Origin of the sequence: Pseudomonas sp. 11/12A (assembly GCF_000800055.1) — a bacterium.
Classification (GTDB): domain Bacteria; phylum Pseudomonadota; class Gammaproteobacteria; order Pseudomonadales; family Pseudomonadaceae; genus Aquipseudomonas; species Aquipseudomonas mohnii.
In genome coordinates this window covers 6,314,373-6,329,107 of record NZ_JUGV01000001.1, presented here as the reverse complement: position 1 = coordinate 6,329,107, position 14,735 = coordinate 6,314,373, and the positions used below count along the sequence as shown (strand labels likewise).

At 56.2% G+C, this 14,735-nt stretch carries 24 protein-coding genes; 10 read left to right on the top strand and 14 right to left on the bottom strand.

Annotation, left to right across the window (positions count from 1 at the left end; all coding sequences use genetic code 11):
* Window positions 1–30 precede the first annotated feature (30 nt).
* The 13 genes from GQ39_RS28880 to GQ39_RS33635 form a co-directional block, all read right to left on the bottom strand.
* The gene (locus GQ39_RS28880; RefSeq protein ID WP_047537377.1) at window positions 31–576 is read right to left on the bottom strand and encodes a hypothetical protein; all 546 of its coding nucleotides are present in this window, start codon (window positions 574–576) and stop codon (window positions 31–33) included.
* Window positions 576–875: a hypothetical protein gene (locus GQ39_RS28875; protein ID WP_047537374.1), complete on the bottom strand. Its 300-nt coding sequence runs from the start codon at window positions 873–875 to the stop codon at window positions 576–578. The genes GQ39_RS28880 and GQ39_RS28875 overlap by 1 nt, the downstream gene beginning before the upstream one ends.
* Window positions 868–2,265: a replicative DNA helicase gene (locus GQ39_RS28870; protein WP_047537371.1), complete on the bottom strand. Its 1,398-nt coding sequence runs from the start codon at window positions 2,263–2,265 to the stop codon at window positions 868–870. Before GQ39_RS28870 ends, GQ39_RS28875 begins: the two co-directional genes overlap by 8 nt.
* Window positions 2,262–3,059, bottom strand: a complete 798-nt coding sequence (locus GQ39_RS28865; protein ID WP_047537368.1) for an ATP-binding protein — start codon at window positions 3,057–3,059, stop codon at window positions 2,262–2,264. The genes GQ39_RS28870 and GQ39_RS28865 overlap by 4 nt, the downstream gene beginning before the upstream one ends.
* Window positions 3,043–3,816 carry a hypothetical protein gene (locus GQ39_RS31045; RefSeq protein ID WP_052193675.1) on the bottom strand — a complete coding sequence of 258 codons (774 nt, stop codon included), beginning with the start codon at window positions 3,814–3,816 and terminating at the stop codon, window positions 3,043–3,045. The genes GQ39_RS28865 and GQ39_RS31045 overlap by 17 nt, the downstream gene beginning before the upstream one ends.
* Window positions 3,813–4,136: a hypothetical protein gene (locus tag GQ39_RS28850; protein WP_047537365.1), complete on the bottom strand. Its 324-nt coding sequence runs from the start codon at window positions 4,134–4,136 to the stop codon at window positions 3,813–3,815. Before GQ39_RS28850 ends, GQ39_RS31045 begins: the two co-directional genes overlap by 4 nt.
* 221 nt (window positions 4,137–4,357) lie before the next feature.
* Window positions 4,358–4,960, bottom strand: a complete 603-nt coding sequence (locus tag GQ39_RS28840) for a hypothetical protein (RefSeq protein ID WP_047537362.1) — start codon at window positions 4,958–4,960, stop codon at window positions 4,358–4,360.
* Window positions 4,957–5,262 carry a hypothetical protein gene (locus tag GQ39_RS28835; protein ID WP_047537359.1) on the bottom strand — a complete coding sequence of 102 codons (306 nt, stop codon included), beginning with the start codon at window positions 5,260–5,262 and terminating at the stop codon, window positions 4,957–4,959. Before GQ39_RS28835 ends, GQ39_RS28840 begins: the two co-directional genes overlap by 4 nt.
* The gene (locus GQ39_RS31040; RefSeq protein WP_052193674.1) at window positions 5,259–6,005 is read right to left on the bottom strand and encodes a Rha family transcriptional regulator; all 747 of its coding nucleotides are present in this window, start codon (window positions 6,003–6,005) and stop codon (window positions 5,259–5,261) included. Before GQ39_RS31040 ends, GQ39_RS28835 begins: the two co-directional genes overlap by 4 nt.
* Window positions 6,002–6,511, bottom strand: a complete 510-nt coding sequence (locus GQ39_RS28820; RefSeq protein WP_177329341.1) for a hypothetical protein — start codon at window positions 6,509–6,511, stop codon at window positions 6,002–6,004. Before GQ39_RS28820 ends, GQ39_RS31040 begins: the two co-directional genes overlap by 4 nt.
* Complete coding sequence (locus GQ39_RS28815; protein ID WP_047537356.1) at window positions 6,508–6,795, bottom strand: hypothetical protein; 288 nt, start codon at window positions 6,793–6,795, stop codon at window positions 6,508–6,510. The genes GQ39_RS28820 and GQ39_RS28815 overlap by 4 nt, the downstream gene beginning before the upstream one ends.
* Window positions 6,792–7,112 (bottom strand): DUF3077 domain-containing protein, encoded by a 321-nt coding sequence (locus GQ39_RS28810; protein WP_047537353.1) that lies wholly within the window; start codon window positions 7,110–7,112, stop codon window positions 6,792–6,794. Before GQ39_RS28810 ends, GQ39_RS28815 begins: the two co-directional genes overlap by 4 nt.
* Before the next feature lie 371 nt (window positions 7,113–7,483).
* The gene (locus tag GQ39_RS33635) at window positions 7,484–7,777 is read right to left on the bottom strand and encodes a transcriptional regulator (RefSeq protein WP_081997993.1); all 294 of its coding nucleotides are present in this window, start codon (window positions 7,775–7,777) and stop codon (window positions 7,484–7,486) included.
* A gap of 86 nt (window positions 7,778–7,863) precedes the next feature.
* Here GQ39_RS33635 and GQ39_RS28805 point away from each other — a divergent pair, with 86 nt between their 5' ends.
* The 10 genes from GQ39_RS28805 to GQ39_RS28760 all read left to right on the top strand — a co-directional run bounded on the left by GQ39_RS28805 (window position 7,864) and on the right by GQ39_RS28760 (window position 13,491).
* Entirely contained in the window at window positions 7,864–8,643 is a 780-nt protein-coding gene (locus GQ39_RS28805; protein ID WP_047537350.1) for an XRE family transcriptional regulator, read from the top strand.
* Window positions 8,644–8,791: 148 nt separating this feature from the next.
* Window positions 8,792–9,115 carry a response regulator transcription factor gene (locus GQ39_RS28800; RefSeq protein WP_047537347.1) on the top strand — a complete coding sequence of 108 codons (324 nt, stop codon included), beginning with the start codon at window positions 8,792–8,794 and terminating at the stop codon, window positions 9,113–9,115.
* Window positions 9,116–9,399: 284 nt separating this feature from the next.
* Complete coding sequence (locus tag GQ39_RS28795) at window positions 9,400–9,969, top strand: hypothetical protein (protein ID WP_047537343.1); 570 nt, start codon at window positions 9,400–9,402, stop codon at window positions 9,967–9,969.
* Window positions 9,966–10,445 (top strand): hypothetical protein, encoded by a 480-nt coding sequence (locus tag GQ39_RS28790; RefSeq protein WP_047537340.1) that lies wholly within the window; start codon window positions 9,966–9,968, stop codon window positions 10,443–10,445. Before GQ39_RS28795 ends, GQ39_RS28790 begins: the two co-directional genes overlap by 4 nt.
* Window positions 10,446–10,522: 77 nt before the next feature.
* On the top strand, window positions 10,523–10,831 hold the full coding sequence (locus tag GQ39_RS28785) for a hypothetical protein (RefSeq protein WP_047537336.1): 309 nt from the start codon (window positions 10,523–10,525) through the stop codon (window positions 10,829–10,831).
* On the top strand, window positions 10,828–11,025 hold the full coding sequence (locus tag GQ39_RS28780) for a hypothetical protein (protein ID WP_047537333.1): 198 nt from the start codon (window positions 10,828–10,830) through the stop codon (window positions 11,023–11,025). The genes GQ39_RS28785 and GQ39_RS28780 overlap by 4 nt, the downstream gene beginning before the upstream one ends.
* A 3-nt stretch (window positions 11,026–11,028) precedes the next feature.
* The gene (locus GQ39_RS31035) at window positions 11,029–11,544 is read left to right on the top strand and encodes an HNH endonuclease signature motif containing protein (RefSeq protein WP_052193672.1); all 516 of its coding nucleotides are present in this window, start codon (window positions 11,029–11,031) and stop codon (window positions 11,542–11,544) included.
* A complete protein-coding gene (locus GQ39_RS28770; RefSeq protein WP_047537330.1) occupies window positions 11,541–11,792 on the top strand; it encodes a hypothetical protein in 252 nt (83 codons plus the stop codon). Before GQ39_RS31035 ends, GQ39_RS28770 begins: the two co-directional genes overlap by 4 nt.
* Entirely contained in the window at window positions 11,785–12,162 is a 378-nt protein-coding gene (locus GQ39_RS28765; protein WP_052193670.1) for a hypothetical protein, read from the top strand. Before GQ39_RS28770 ends, GQ39_RS28765 begins: the two co-directional genes overlap by 8 nt.
* A gap of 159 nt (window positions 12,163–12,321) precedes the next feature.
* Window positions 12,322–13,491, top strand: coding sequence for an Arm DNA-binding domain-containing protein (locus GQ39_RS28760; RefSeq protein ID WP_047537326.1), 1,170 nt, complete (start codon window positions 12,322–12,324; stop codon window positions 13,489–13,491).
* Window positions 13,492–13,686: 195 nt separating this feature from the next.
* Here the strand turns inward: GQ39_RS28760 and GQ39_RS28755 are convergent, their stop codons facing one another.
* On the bottom strand, window positions 13,687–14,697 hold the full coding sequence (locus GQ39_RS28755; protein ID WP_330218074.1) for a zeta toxin family protein: 1,011 nt from the start codon (window positions 14,695–14,697) through the stop codon (window positions 13,687–13,689).
* Between the last annotated feature and the right edge of the window lie 38 nt (window positions 14,698–14,735).

Sequence of the window (14,735 nt, the reverse complement as noted above, 5' to 3'; positions counted from 1 at the left end):
TTCGAAATCTACGCGGTCACTCGGCCACAGTCAAGCGGCCAGTTGATGTAAAAGACCACGCTCCTCTAACAGCGCCTCCACCGACAGATGCGCCGCACTCACCTGGTCGTCAAGCCAGCGCTTGGTGATTGACCTCCAGCGCCGCAGCGTCCTGTCGGGTGTCCCTTCCGCATCCCAGCTGTGAAGAACGTAGAACGATGCTGGCAACCCATTGCGCCGCTCCGGAACCATCCAAGCCATCACACACTTGGTTTTGAACAAGTGGTGGGCGGGACTTACCACCCGAGGCGTGAGGTACGCGGCGGCCTCCTTAACCTCGTTCCGGCTGATCGAGTACTTTCCAACCAGCGCCTGCCATTGAACCTCAGGCAATACCCGCTTGATGGTCGCCCGCGTCATCGAGTCTTGAGTCAACCGCTCCTCAGGCGACAGATCGTCGCTTATTGAATGGCCGGGCAACTCATCGTCGAAGCTCGCCTTGTAATGGCGTTGCCATGACGCTTTCTTGGTCCCGTCATGGATCTCGATCGACATGACCCGGCTGATGCAGTGTGCGGCATCACGATAAACACTCATCAAGCAGCCCTCCGAATTCGCCGTGGTGGTGGATTGTCGTCGAGACCCAGCAGGTTGCGCAGCAGCCGGTCAGCAGTCTTGCTCTTTGCGTTGCCCTCGGCCACCCAGCGCTTGCAGTAATCCCCGAACTCGATGTTCACCCGGGTAGCGTGCCAACTGGCGACCATGTCGAGCAGATAGGCCAAGGCCAGCGCGCCGCCGACTTTCTCCTGGGCCAGGCCCTCCCCGGCAATTTTCAGGAACTTGCGCTCATGATCCATCATGCTCTTGCGCGGCAATGCCGCTGTCACGTTACTCATAGGTCTTGCTCCCCTTAACTCGACCGGCGAAGGGGCGATTGGCTTCGACCTCCTCCTGCGTTGGCTCTCGGCCTGCAAAATTGACGAAGCGGGCGAATTGCCCTTGGCGCTGAACAAGGCATGAACCGGGTGGCGCCTGGCGACCTTTGTCCAGAATCAACTCGGTGACGCCCTGCTCACCCATCTCCGACTCGGGATCGTGGTGCACAAGAATCACGGCATCGGCGTCCTGCTCGATCTGCCCGGAGTCGCGCAGGTCGCTGGCTTGAGGCTTTTTGCCGGGCCTGCTCGCGGGGTTTCGGTTGAGCTGCGCCAACACCAGCACTGGCACGCCCAACTCTTTGCTCAGGTTCTTCATGCCGATCGATATCTTGGCTACAGCCTCGCCGCGGTTCATGGTCTTGCCGTCAGAACCCACCAACCCCAGGTAGTCGACCATCAAGATGTCGAGCCCACGCTCACGCTGAAGCTTGAGAGCCTCCGCGCGAATCCCTGCGATTGTCAGGCCCGGAGTATCATTCAGGTACAGCTCGGCACCTTGGATCTTGCTCGCGGCAACGCCGATCCGATCCCACTCCTCCCGCTCGAGGCACTTCACTTCCTCCATGCGCCGCAGATCGATCCCGCCCTGAGAAGCGATGGTGCGAACGGTCAGTTCCTCTTCTCCCATCTCCAGACTGATGATCAGGCCCACCCCGGCACCGCGGATAGCGATGTGATTGACGATCTGCAATCCGAGCATCGTCTTGCCGCTACCCGGGCGGCCGGCAATCACCACCATGGACTTGGGGCGCAGAAAACCAATCAACTTGTCCAGATCGACTAGGCCGGTGGAAAGCTTCGGCGGCGCCTTGTCGTTTAGCACGTCGTCCATGTTATCCAAGACCCTCGGCAGCACCTCGGCCATGCGTTTGTAGCCGGCCTTCCCTGCGCTCTGCAGATCGCGCAGGTCGGCCAGCGCCAGATGGCAGGCATCGAGGATGTCGTCCGCCGGCAAGTCATCGGTAGCGCCAGCCTCAACGATCCGGCCCAGATCCCGGAACTGACGGATCAGCGCCCATTGCTTGACCTGGCGAGAGTAGGCCTCCCAGTTAGCGGCTGATGGGACGTTACGGTGCAGGTTGATAGCGTACTCAAGCGTGGTTTGCCCGCTGGGCAGATAGCGCTGGATCGACCCAAGTGTCACGGCATCCACGGGCATGCTCCGCCCTAGGCAATCGTGGATCACATCGAACAGTGCTGCGTTATCCTGGTGCCAGAAGTCCGCCGAGTTCATCTGAGAAACGATATCCTCAACCATTCCAACGTCCTCCCTGAGCGATGCGATCATGATCGCGCCAAGGACGCCCTGCTCTGACTCGAGACGGTAGTACTTATCCTCTTGATTCATGCGCGCCTCCGCTCAGATGCCCAGGTGAAGCCCGCCAGCAGCGCCTTGTTCTCGCGCAGCCGATCCAATGCACGCTCGCCGATGTACTGGCCAAGCTCCTTGGCATCCATGTTGGAGACCACCACGGTTGGCTTGACCAATTGATATCGGCGATCCAGCACCTCATGCAGGACTGACAGCTCGTAGTGAGTGCCGGCCTGGGCGCCCACTTCATCGATCACCAGCAGATCGAAGTCAGCCAGTTCGGTGATCACGTCACCCTCGGTGTAACCGGCATTGCGATCCATCGACCGCTTGAATACCCGGATGATCTCGGCTGCCGAAGTGATGACCGCTACCGCCCCAAGCTTGCGAATGACCTGCTGAACAATGCTGCTGGCCAGGTGCGTTTTCCCGGTGCCGACGTTGCCGCACAGCAACAGGTTCCGGCCTTCGCGGTAGTGATCGTCGAAGTTGTCGGCGTAGCCCTTGCAGGTTGCCAACGCCTGGACCATGGCCGAGTTATCGGCGCGGTAGTTCGCGAACATGCTTCCGGCGAACCGAGGGGTGATTCCAGACCCGACCATCGCGCTGTTGGTACGTTCGGCGACGACGTGAGCCAAGGCTTGGGCATGAGCCTCGCTGCCAACCGGCGCAACCCTGAGGCCGTCCCATTGGCATTTCTTGCACGGCCGAATCAGTATCGAACCATCGAACTGCTCGACCTCGGACCGATCGACAGTGCCGTGCACTGGGCATTCGCTTGTAAAGGTGCGCAGCTCAGGCTGGCGACGGAAATTAGAACGCTGGGCCATTTTCGCCTCCTTGGTACATGTCAGGGGTGTGGTTGGGCAGGTTGGTATAGGCCGATTGCTTGCTGGTGGTGGCGGGTTTGAGCACGTCCGTCCATCGCTCGCCGTTTAGCCAAGTTGAGGCGTTCGGAATGTAGCGCCCGCCGTCCTTTGTCCAATCCTCGGAAACACAGTGACTGCCCAAGGCGGTGATCAAGGTCTGGTGAAGCTCCTCGTTCGGCTTCAGCTTCGCCCAGGCCTTGGTGGCGTCCTTGCGCCCTTTCTTCTTCGGGTACAGTTTCCAGAACTGTTCAAAGCCTTCCATTGGGTCGACCGAAATGCCCGAAGAAGTCTGTGTAGTAGTCTTTGTTGTAATCTCTGTATGAAGAACAGGGCATCCTGCCCCGCCCGATGAGGGCAAATTGCCCTCTTCTGATTGGTGCAAATTGCCCTCTTCGATCAGGGCAGCCGATTGGTAGTTGATTGCGTAGTGATTGGTGTGGTCGTGCTTGGCCTTCGCCAGCTTTTCAACTATCACCAAGCCCTGTTTCTGAAGAGAAGTTAGCGACCTTTTCACCGTGTCAGCCGACCAGAACGGGAACTGCTTCTGCCACTGCTCAACGGTGTTGTAGACCCAGCGACGCCCCTCATGATCAAGGCCAGACTCGGTTTCGTTGAGCCAGTACTTGAGCTGCTGCAGGACGATCGCTTCGTTCAAGCCGATCCGCTCCGCGAGACGCGGATTGATGACCAGAGGGCGAAAATTAAACAAAAGGCTCATACAGACGCCCCCTTCTGAGGCAGTGCGAAGGCTTCATGCTCAACACCGTCCATTTGTCCTTCCTCGTCCCGAAGTTGGCGCCGAACGATGTAGCCGGCGCTGATCAGTTCCTTGATCGTCGCGTAGACACTGTCACGACCTTCGGGGCGCTTGCTGCCGGACGAGAACTCAATAAGATCCGCGACTGTGCAGCTCCACCCAATCGGCTGAGAGAGGATGTAAGCCAGCAGGCCGATGGCTCGGAAACTCAAACCTGCCGCAAGGACAGAGTTGCCAAGCCCACAAGCTCTTTGCACTTGAGTGTTTCTGTGAATTGTCATATGTCCAGCTCCCGCGTCACACGGCGGATGAAGTCGTCATAGGCCTCAGACATGACGAAGCCCGCCTGTTCCAACATCTCGCGGTGAGCCTTGGCACCGCCGTACATCTTCCAGCGCTGCTGCTCCGGAAGATCGGCGAACGCGGCATAGCTCGGCCAAGGTCCGGCAATTACCGGCGCTGTACGGGCCTCCTGGGGGGGGGGCGTTAGGGTTGAGGATGGTCATTGCAGAGTCTCCGAGCCCGCGCCAGTAATCCTGGCCACGATCTGAGCCATATCGGTCAGCGTGCCACCAGAAAGGCGCAACACCAGTTGGCGAAGCGCGGTATCGACGTTGATGGCCTCGATAGCGGCGTTGGCAGTGATCTGGGCATTCGCTGCAGCCAAAGTGTCGTTGATCGCCTCCCTCACCCGCTCGCTGGAATTGAGAGCCATACAGGCCAAAGACAGATCGGTCTGCCCACTGAAGTGCGCGGGATGCAGCGTGGTTACTTGGGGCTCATCAATCGGAATGCGCATGTCAGGGATGTCCTCCCCCGCCTGCAAGCAGCGGCGGGCGACCTCCCAGTGCTCATCGGAGACTTTCTTGGCGTCGCCACCAGTCCTGCGCTTGAAAAGCACTGAAAGAGCCGCACGGGTCTCGATCAGAATTACGTGCGTTTTACCGCTCACCTCGATTTTCTCGCCTCGGGTGATGGTCTCAAGGGCATCTTGGACGCGCTCGAAACAAGTCAAAAGTAGAGATGGATCAGCGAAGCGCTCAAGGACTTCTTCGTCGAGAGCTCCCATCGGTTTCTTTGAGGGGAAATGCAGCAAATTTGTCATAGCGAACGCTCCATACGCTCGACGAGCATGCGCATCTTGCGCTTCAGCTTGGTCGTCAGATCGCGCTGAGTTTTCCACCGGGTGTAAGCCACATCAGTGAACGCGATTACCCCAGAGAACTCTTCGTCATAAGGATTAACGCGCTTGTTGGTATTGGAGAAGGGCCGGCCGTATGCGTCGAAGTACACGCGATACATGGTGTTCAGCTCGCGGCGTAGCGAGTTCCTTTTCGTCTCAGCCAACTGAAAATCAACCGCCGCCTCAGCGATCTGGCCCATGAGCTGTTCATTGGAAATCTTCATGCTTGCTCTCCATCGGCGCCAAAGAGGTCAGCCAGGTCAATTTGGTAAGCGTGCAGCCAGGCACCAGCAGGCCAGGCGACTACCCAGCCCCAGCGAGGGTCGTTGACTTTTGGGGGTTTGATATCGCGTGCGTTGCACCACTGCCCGAGTGGACGCCAGCCTTGCTTGCCGAACTTGCGCTTCACAGCGCTCTCGACGGCGGTGACGGTTGCCTGGGTGACGCCCATGCCAAGCTGCTCTTTGAGTTGGCGAGCCTCGCGGACGGCTGCGCTTGCCGTGGCCATTGCCGTAGCTTCCCGACGTGAACCGATCTCGGCTTTGGTTGCAACGGCATGGTCACGCTGCTCGATAGCCAACTGCTCTGCACGTTTCGAGGCCAGCAGGTGTTCCAGCGCGCCAATGTAGTCAGTGGGCAACGCTGGGGCGCTTTGGCTGCGCTGCTGGACCATCTCCCAAAACTCGCGCACCAGCTTCTTCTTGAATGCCCGGACGATGTCCGTGTTACGCATGAAGGTCAGAAGCAGCGTTGATTGGGGCTCGTTGAGAATTGCGACTTCCCGGGTTTGTTCACCCCCAGCAGTTGCAAAGGGTTGGATTTCAAATCCGACCCCTCCGAAATCCTCCAGGTCGGCTTGGTAGGCGCGAACCAATTTGATGACACTTGCGTGATCGTTGAGCGTGCCCTCGGCAATTGCCAGGGTCGTAGTGACGGCATCGCCGTCTTTGATGATGACGATGGTCATTGGGCGGTCTCCTGCTTTTCGATAGCGGCCATAAGAGCCGCGTCAGTTCGGGTCAGACAATGATTCGCGCAATCAACCAGGTGCTGCTCCGGGACTCGATCAAGACTCCCTCCAAGCTGAGTGGCTGCCGCATCGATCCAAGCCGACAATTCCCCAATGAAGCCGGCACGCTGGCCGCTTTTGGAGCTCTCCTCATCTTCCGTGGTCGGCTGCTTCCCATCGAGATCGACGAGCATCGAACCCAGCAGCGTTGCAGAGAGACGGCACGGATTGGCGCGTTCATCCCTTACATATTTCAAGTAAGCATGAGCAATCGACTTGCCCACCACGCAGCCGCCATGGAAGCCGCCAGTTAGTGGCACATCCCAAAATGAAAGTCGGGAGCTGTGATCCTTCCCTACAAAAGGAAGCCGCTCATATGCGAACTTTCCTTGCGGCTTGATGCGCAGGCCGATTTCCCTGCCCTTGGGAAGTGGGCGTTTGGATTTCGGGATGGAGGCCTTCATACCGGCACCTCCGAGTGTCGCGACACGTTTTCGGATTCGGCGTTTTGTGTCGCGACATTCAGTTGCTGGCCAATCTCCTCGCAGTGACAAGAGGCCGTGTTTGCAGCATCAGCAGCTAAGCTCCAACCGACATCGATCAAATTGCGGATGTGCTGGCTAGTCCCGCTCTGACTCTGTGTTGCATGGAGGAGAGCTTCCAGCTGATTGAGGGCCCGTTTCGCGATCTCGAGATTTTCAAGCGCATCGTGGGCGATTTGGCTAGTGGTGCGGATCGGAGTGGTCATTGGACGCCGCCTTCGCTATTGCCGAACTCGACACTGCGAGTTCCAGAGTCGACAAATGCTTTGGCCGAATCCACCAGGAATCGAACACCGTAGATTTCATTTCCATCCATGCCACCCTCGAGAAGGCGATCAAGGATGCTTGTTGCTGCGATTAGAAGATTGCTCGAGGAGCTGAGCGCTTCGCTTACAGGCATTCCCGGTCGAACCTCCAGCAAGCCAAGCGACTTGTCAGAACTGTCAAAGGTGTGAAATGAAGATCGGCTGGTGAGAAGGATCTCTTGCGCCTTTTCTGGGGTGGTGCTATTTTTTGGGTGCATTAGTGCAGTCCTTGTAAAAAGACAACGTGGTACGAAGACCCCTGCGAAGAGTCTGGTTAAGAAGCCCGCCTGCGAAGCGGGCTTTTTGTTGCCCGGAAGAAAGTCAGCCGGACAGCAAAAACAGGGATGGGTTGTGCAGGCTCATGCCGAATTCCTTTTTATCTAACGGGTAAGCCCGCACTTATTGGAAGGCCCTGAACGGGCCTGTCACTGATGGTTGCGTAATCGTGGATTTGAATTCCACCCAACTCGTGCGCGTTGCTTCGTCGATCGTTGGGCGCCCTGATTTGCTCGAGCCCGACCAAGGATCAGGCAAGAGCCGAATTCGCGTAAGTCCATAAAAGAGGCTGTTCATCTGTACAGGCCCCGCCTTAGCCAGCACTGGATGCGCATACAGAGCCATCCGGCCCAGGTGTACTGATAGGCGATTCAGTGGATGATTCACCTACCTTGTGGCGAGCTTCGACTTGAGCAATCAGGCTGCACAGCGAAGAAGCCTTAATTGCGCCGCGAGTGACAATTTCAGCCAGAAGTGCTTTTTCAGGGCTTACCTTTTGCGATCCTGCCAGCCAGTAAGAAACCGTGGCTTGAGACACGCCAAGGGCCAAGCCGGTCCTCGATTGGCTACCGAAGTATTTTATTAGTGTGGTGATGTTTTTAGCCACGAATCCGGCCTCTGATAAGTCTTTTTATAGACTGCACAGAAGCAAACTTATTTGCAACTGTATAAGCGTATTTATAGGATGGTTGGATGAACCTATCAGACCGAATCAAGCTAGCTCGCAAAAAAGCGCACCTCACCCAATCCGAATTGGCGGAGAAGGTCGGCATTGCGCAAACCGCCATCAGTCAGCTTGAATCTGGGAAAACTCTCCGATCTTCATATTTAATTCAGATAGCCCAGGAGTGCGGGGTCAACAGCTTGTGGCTGCAAACTGGCGATGGGGATATGCTCTCCTCAGAGGATCCACAGGCTCTCTGGGCAGCGACTATTGATGAGCTTGTTCATGGAGAGCATGAAGAAGATGCCCCGCTGAATAACGCCGTCCGGAAAAGGATTGAAGCTCTCCAAGCTGCCAGCAAATTCGCGCCCTCAAACTCGCTTCTTACGGCTGAAATTCCGTACCTGATTGAATTCGACGATCCTCTCGATACCAACAGGACCGTGGTCGAAATCAGCGCCACCGCCCAGCTTCATCTCAACGATGAGATTTTAGAAAAGCAGGGAGTGAAACCTGAGCACGTCGTTGCGGTAGCCATCTCGGGTAATTCGATGAGCCCGGTCCTGCACGACGGAAGCACGGTCGTTGCTCACACGCAAGAAACGCTAGTCGTCGACGGAAAGATGTACGTGCTCGATCATGGCGGGCAGATTAGAGTGAAGGCTCTCTATAGGCTGCCAGGCGGAGGAATTCGAGTGAGGAGCTACAACTTGTCAGAACACCCTGATGAGACCTACTCAGCCTCTGAAATCGCGGAAGCGCGCATCCGGATTATCGGCCGTGTTTTCTGGGGCGCTACATTTTTCTGATTCGTCGATAAGCAAGAAAACCCGCCATGAGCGGGTTTTTTTTCGTGCGAAATTTGGGGATCAGCGAAATATCAAAATACTTATTGACCGCCTTTTATCAATAGACTTATATTTCATCCATCGACGGAGCGGACGGAGTAGCAAACTTATGAAAGCGGCAATCAATTTTGGGAATTTTCAAGGCTATACCGGCGTTCTTGCTGAGCAGGAAATGCGTGCGGTGCTAGCGGTTTGCGCAGGCCTAACAGGAAAGCAAGCTGCTCGTGAGCTTGGGCGAGCGCCAGGTACCCTGAAAAAAACTCTTGAACGGGTTTTCTTCAAACTTGGCGTCTCCAGCCGCGCTGCGCTGATCGCCGAAGCGTTTCGCCGCGGCCTGATTACCTCTGTCTCGCGCTCAATGACAGCCAACCCTGGCCCTCAGCATGAGCATCAGCACGACCGCGAAAACCACGACGGCATCTTCATCGCCTAGCCTCGTGCGCAGCGGCGAGCTACTTCAGCGAGGTGGCTGTCCGGTGCGAAGGCATCATGTGGCATGGCAGGTTGTGGTCAGGCCGGGCGAGCCAGGGTAGGGCCGGGCGGGATGTGGCACGGCTGGGTTGGGCATGGCAAGGGCGGTAATCCGCACGGGGTCACCAGCGTATCTGGTGGCGACTTGAAAGCAACTTCCATGAGGCTGTTTTCAAGTTCAACACGCAAAGCACCGTGCATCGCAACGGGCGAACTCGCACACGCAGCGAAACTATGAGGCATCAAATGCAAACTCTTAAAGTTAAGATCATCGGGACCCGTCCGCTTTTAATTCACGCGGATGTATTCGCCGATCCGTTGAACAAGTTGACCAAGGCGCACAAGGTTCTGACTTCGAAACGGAAGAAGTCCGATGAAGATCACGAGCTTATTGCGCGCAGCGAATGGCGTGGCGGTCTTTACTTCGCTGAAGATATTGGTCCGTTTCTGCCTGGCATCAACATCGAGTCTTCGCTTGTCGCTGGCGGTAAACTATCGAAGATGGGCACTCAACTTAAGCGCTCCGTTGAGATCATGGATTCCCGTTGCCCTATCATTTACGAAGGGCCTCGCACAATTGAGGGGCTCTGGGATCAAGCATTCTACGATGCTCGCTCGGTCAAAGTTGGCACTGCTCGCATCACGCGATATCGCCCACTGTTCCGCGAATGGTCGACCATCTGCGAGATTGCCTTCGACCAGGAGTCAATCGACCGAGCCCAGGTCCTGAAATGCCTGGAAGACGCCGGCCAGTACTGCGGAGTCGGCGACTACCGCCCGAAATTCGGCCGTTTCACCGTGGAGGTGATGCCATGAGTATTGTTCCTCTCAACCCAAACTCATGGAGCCTTGAAAAAGCAATTGAACAGTTCCTCGATGACAAATTTGCCGATGGGCAGTTGATCAGCCACGACTGGCTTACCTGGGCGCTCAATTTACCGAAGCCGAAGACCGCTCAGGAAATGGTCAACTGTCAATTCGTCATTCTGGACCGCGTCGAACAATTCAAAGAAGCGCTTCTGACACAACATAAAATTTACATCGTCAGCGTTCGCGGCAAGGGTTATCGAATTGTTCCGCCATCAGATCAGGCGTTCATTGCAATCGATACCGCGATGCGTGGCGTTCGTCGGGAGTTTTCAAAATGCAAGGAAGTTATGAAGCATACGCGGATTGGCGAACTTGATTCGGATCAGGCAAAGCGACATCTGGATGCGCAAGTAAAAGTGTCTGCGCTTTCTGGAATGATTGGTAAGGGTAAGCGCGAAGTTTTCAAGCTGTTCAAATCATAACTACAAGCGACTCAATAAACTTCTTGAGATTGCCAAGTTACTCGGCGGGCTATCGACTTGCCCGGAGAAAGTTAAACATGAAAAGAAGCCTGATATTTACCCATGTACCTACGGTAATGCTGCTGATGATTGCCGCAGGACAGGCCGGGGCCGATCAGCAGCAGGTGTTGATCGATATTCAGCACGACAGCCGGCGCCAGGTGACTTGCTGGGTTACCCCGCAAGGTGGAATCAGCTGCCTGCCGGATAGCTCGCTCCTACAGGTGCCCGCCAGCACAAGCACCGATGAAAGCGCAGCAGCACGGGCGTCTCTGGCGAATTCCGGTGGTGAAACAGGGCGATTGCCCGCCACCCCGCTCCCACAGGAAGAGAGGTTCCAGCTATGACCATCCAAACAGCTGCGGGCACTCGCCTGCATCTTCAAAACGATCTCGGCAAGCTCGGCGAGCGCCTGATCCGCTTTGGCCAGGCTTTGCAGAACCCAGACACCACTGTCGGGCAACTGACCACCCTGGCCAGCTCATGCGGGATCAAGCTGAAGATGCGCGCCATTGCTGAGTCAAGCACCGAGGCGGAATAGCTCATGCGTGAGGACGGTATTGGGCGCAAATGGACAGAACAAGAGGTCGCCCTGTTGACCGAGTTCTACCCGCTTACCCCAATGGCTAAATTGGTATTGAAGGTGGGTAAGACTGCCGGCCAGATCAAGAACAAGGTCGCCAATCTCAAGCTGAGACGAGACCAGTCGTTCCTAGATGCAACCCGCTTTAAGCCGGGAAGCCTAGGCCCCGCAACCCACAACTGGATTGAGCCTGGTGAGCGGCGGGATACCGGTAAATACATCTCGCTGAAGCTGCCAAGTGGGGAGTGGGTGCTGGACCACAGATGGACCTGGGAACAAGCAAACGGCCCGATCCCTGACGACTGCGTGATTGTCGCCAGGGATGGAAATATCAAGAACACCGCCTTGGCCAACCTGCAACTGGTTTCCAAAGACGAGCATTGCAGGCGCAACCGGGTGCGCAAATATCCCGCTGAGTTGCAGGACGTAATCCTGGCCCAGCAAGACCTCAAAAGAGCCATACGAGAAAAATCATGAAGAACAAATTGAGTGACCTGCGTGACCACCTTTTCGCACAACTTGAAGCTGTGCGCGAAGCGCCTGAGGGCGAGCTGGAGAAAGAGGTGCGGCGAGCGCAGTCCGTTTCTGACATCAGTCGTGTGCTGATCGAGAGCGCGAAGGTCGAGATCGACTACTTCCGTCACATTGGCGGCGAGAACAGTGCCAGCAGCTTCATTGAATCGAAGCCGGCGCTCCCCCCAGCCAAAGGAGCTGCCCGTGGCTAAGACAATCATCAGGGTTCGCCAAGGCGCGATCGCCTACTACCTGAACGAGTCTTCCACCGGCGCCAAGAACAACGGCCGGCGCTTCATTCTGAGTCGTACCAGCGATCACGGAAAAACGAAGGACGGCTGGATCAAGGTCAACACCACTGAGCACCAGGCGCTGATCGATGCAGCGAGTGACGCGGATCAGTTCGCCGCCTGCAACAACCTGTACGCCAGCAAGAAGCCGCGGCTACACGTCGACCGTCGCAGCATTCGCGGACTGGCCGGCAAGTGGGAGGGCATAGCATTTCCGCTTCGCGTGACTCACGGCCGTGACGCGACACGAAATGCGAATAACGAAATCGTGTCGCGACACGCGGAGCGGTGAAGCGATGCGCTATGTGACCGTCAGGAAATTCGCCAGCGAGTCTGGCTACACAGAAGACGCGATCCGCTCAAAGATCCGTGACGGCATCTGGCGGCTCGGTGAGATATGGATCAAAGCGCCGGATGGCCGGACGCTTCTCGACATAGAAGGATATGAGTCATGGGTAGAGGCGGGAGGGGAGTTCGGGCGGTCTCCGATACGAGTATCGAAATCACGTTCATGTATCGGGGCGTCCGGTGCCGCGAGCGGATCACGCTCAAGCCCACCGCCACTAATCTGAAGAAAGCCGAGCAGCACAAGGCAGCGATCGAACATGCGATATCGATCGGAACCTTCGACTACTCGGTGACGTTTCCGGGATCTGCCCGGGCAGCGAAGTTCGCGCCTGAGGCATCCCGCGAAACGGTAAACGGTTTTCTGACCAGGTGGCTCGAGGCGAAACAGAAACACGTCGCGAGCAGCACATTTGATGGCTACCGAAAGCTGGTCACCCTGCGCCTGATTCCAGCCCTCGGCGACACGATGATGGTCGACTTGAAGCGGAAGGCTGTACGGGACTGGCTCGACACCTTGGAGGTCGGCAACAAGACGCTAAGCAATATCCAGAGCTGTCTCCGATCTGCGCTCAACGATGCGACTGAGGAAGAGTTGATCGAGTCGAACCCTCTCGCCGGGTGGACCTATTCCCGCAAGGAGGCGCCGCCAAAAGAAGACGACGTTGACCCCTTCAGCCCCGAAGAGCAGCAAGCGGTGTTGGGCGCCCTCTCCGGCCAGGCTCGCAACATGATGCAGTTCGCCCTCTGGACGGGCCTGCGCACCAGCGAACTAGTGGCGCTGGACTGGGGCGATATCGATTGGCTGCGGGAAGAAGTGATGGTCAGCCGTGCAATGACCCAGGCAGCCAAGGGAAAGGCGGAAACGACGAAAACTGCCGCTGGGCGCCGAAGCGTTAAGCTGCTCCGGCCCGCACTGGAGGCGTTGAAAGCGCAGAAGGCGCACACATTCCTGGCGGACGCCGAAGTGTTCCAGAACCCAAGAACGCTAGAGCGCTGGGCTGGCGACGGGCCGATTCGGAAAACGATGTGGGTGCCGGCAATGAAAAAAGCTGGTGTTCGGTATCGGCGCCCTTATCAGACGCGACACACCTACGCATCGATGATGCTGTCCGCCGGCGAGCACCCGATGTGGGTGGCCAAGCAGATGGGGCATACGGATTGGACGATGATTGCCCGAGTGTATGGGAGGTGGATGCCTTCGGCCGACGAAATTGCTGGGCAGAAAGCAACCGCACTTTTTGATGCTCGCTTAGAAGGTACGGGCAGTAAGTAGAAATTTCGAGAAAAAAAAACCGCTGAATGCGGTTTTTTTTTGAGCAGAATTAACCCGCTCGGGCAGCGGCTAATACTTCCAACTGACGTTCTGTCGATCGTTTCAGAACCGATTGGTAAACGCGCTGCTTCTGATCGGCAGGGGCGTTCCGAAAGAAATCAGAAAATGGAGTAGAACGTGTTGATTGCGCTTTTTTCATAGCAAAACCCCGGACTTGATGTGTTTCAACAGACCCTCACGATCGTATCCATCGTGCAGATGATCTTCGATTTTGGCAACGTCAACCTCATAGGACTTCGGTGACGCATCAGTGTTCTTAACCAGAAGATCGACACGAATATCTTTGCCAAATTTCTTTTTGAGAGAATTAACCACCTCTTTCGTGGTGAAGAACTGCTCAACAAAAATTTCTGGAGGAATGCGTCGACCTTCGATTTTTTCCCGGGCGGCTACGAAACGCCAGGCCAGCTCAGGTTTCTGGTAAACGAAAATCACGACGCAATCTCTGTGCCGCTTGATCGAGCGAGAGATATTCTTCTCTGCCCTAGCAAGGTTACAGAGGGTGCCATCCAAAATGAACGACTGACTCTGTTCTAATGCCATATCGTGAATCTTGTCAACCAGAATCGAAACCGGGTACTGAAACATCCAAGAATTGTTACCCGTGTACCCCTCAAATTCAGACCGGAAGTCGTCAGGGTCGATTCGCATAATCTTAGATTTTCCAGAGGCGTCAAGCTCAGCTATCAGCTCTATCGCAGCCTCTGTTTTCCCAGCTCCAGCGCATCCGGCCATAAACACCGAGACCGGCATCTTCTCAGGAATGTAAACGGCAGGATTTGTAAATTCTTTAGCTATGCGCTTCTTGTTCGCCTTGGCGTGAAGCGTTGCGGCCTCTATTAACAGCCCTTCAGTGTACAGCATATCCGTATGACACTCCGCATGAAGGCCGAGCATTCTATACGTATGCGGCTCGACTTTACAGGCCGTAGGTCGGATGAATAGACCTTCAGAAGGACGTAATGGGCGCGAAAGGATGGCGCGAGCAGCCCGTTCAACTAAATGCCAGCAAAATGACAGCCTGAGCGCTGAAAGCCACGTAAACTGGGGGTTAGACGCGGGTTCAAATCCCCCCGGCTCCACCAAATGATCAATCAAAGACGTCCACGGACGTCTTTTTTTGTGCCTGCGATCCAGTAAATACATGGCCTCCAGCGCTTTTGCGGTCTTCTGAGATTTTTTGA

What these genes read in the sequence shown, in the direction of transcription:
- GQ39_RS28880 (WP_047537377.1), bottom strand. Translation starts at nt 576, where the DNA reads ATGAGTGTTTATCGTGATGCCGCACACTGCATCAGCCGGGTCATGTCG.
- GQ39_RS28875 (WP_047537374.1), bottom strand. Translation starts at nt 875, where the DNA reads ATGAGTAACGTGACAGCGGCATTGCCGCGCAAGAGCATGATGGATCAT.
- GQ39_RS28870 (WP_047537371.1), bottom strand. Translation starts at nt 2,265, where the DNA reads ATGAATCAAGAGGATAAGTACTACCGTCTCGAGTCAGAGCAGGGCGTC.
- GQ39_RS28865 (WP_047537368.1), bottom strand. Translation starts at nt 3,059, where the DNA reads ATGGCCCAGCGTTCTAATTTCCGTCGCCAGCCTGAGCTGCGCACCTTT.
- GQ39_RS31045 (WP_052193675.1), bottom strand. Translation starts at nt 3,816, where the DNA reads ATGAGCCTTTTGTTTAATTTTCGCCCTCTGGTCATCAATCCGCGTCTC.
- GQ39_RS28850 (WP_047537365.1), bottom strand. Translation starts at nt 4,136, where the DNA reads ATGACAATTCACAGAAACACTCAAGTGCAAAGAGCTTGTGGGCTTGGC.
- GQ39_RS28840 (WP_047537362.1), bottom strand. Translation starts at nt 4,960, where the DNA reads ATGACAAATTTGCTGCATTTCCCCTCAAAGAAACCGATGGGAGCTCTC.
- GQ39_RS28835 (WP_047537359.1), bottom strand. Translation starts at nt 5,262, where the DNA reads ATGAAGATTTCCAATGAACAGCTCATGGGCCAGATCGCTGAGGCGGCG.
- GQ39_RS31040 (WP_052193674.1), bottom strand. Translation starts at nt 6,005, where the DNA reads ATGACCATCGTCATCATCAAAGACGGCGATGCCGTCACTACGACCCTG.
- GQ39_RS28820 (WP_177329341.1), bottom strand. Translation starts at nt 6,511, where the DNA reads ATGAAGGCCTCCATCCCGAAATCCAAACGCCCACTTCCCAAGGGCAGG.
- GQ39_RS28815 (WP_047537356.1), bottom strand. Translation starts at nt 6,795, where the DNA reads ATGACCACTCCGATCCGCACCACTAGCCAAATCGCCCACGATGCGCTT.
- GQ39_RS28810 (WP_047537353.1), bottom strand. Translation starts at nt 7,112, where the DNA reads ATGCACCCAAAAAATAGCACCACCCCAGAAAAGGCGCAAGAGATCCTT.
- GQ39_RS28805 (WP_047537350.1), top strand. Translation starts at nt 7,864, where the DNA reads ATGAACCTATCAGACCGAATCAAGCTAGCTCGCAAAAAAGCGCACCTC.
- GQ39_RS28800 (WP_047537347.1), top strand. Translation starts at nt 8,792, where the DNA reads ATGAAAGCGGCAATCAATTTTGGGAATTTTCAAGGCTATACCGGCGTT.
- GQ39_RS28795 (WP_047537343.1), top strand. Translation starts at nt 9,400, where the DNA reads ATGCAAACTCTTAAAGTTAAGATCATCGGGACCCGTCCGCTTTTAATT.
- GQ39_RS28790 (WP_047537340.1), top strand. Translation starts at nt 9,966, where the DNA reads ATGAGTATTGTTCCTCTCAACCCAAACTCATGGAGCCTTGAAAAAGCA.
- GQ39_RS28785 (WP_047537336.1), top strand. Translation starts at nt 10,523, where the DNA reads ATGAAAAGAAGCCTGATATTTACCCATGTACCTACGGTAATGCTGCTG.
- GQ39_RS28780 (WP_047537333.1), top strand. Translation starts at nt 10,828, where the DNA reads ATGACCATCCAAACAGCTGCGGGCACTCGCCTGCATCTTCAAAACGAT.
- GQ39_RS31035 (WP_052193672.1), top strand. Translation starts at nt 11,029, where the DNA reads ATGCGTGAGGACGGTATTGGGCGCAAATGGACAGAACAAGAGGTCGCC.
- GQ39_RS28770 (WP_047537330.1), top strand. Translation starts at nt 11,541, where the DNA reads ATGAAGAACAAATTGAGTGACCTGCGTGACCACCTTTTCGCACAACTT.
- GQ39_RS28760 (WP_047537326.1), top strand. Translation starts at nt 12,322, where the DNA reads ATGGGTAGAGGCGGGAGGGGAGTTCGGGCGGTCTCCGATACGAGTATC.
- GQ39_RS28755 (WP_330218074.1), bottom strand. Translation starts at nt 14,697, where the DNA reads ATGTATTTACTGGATCGCAGGCACAAAAAAAGACGTCCGTGGACGTCT.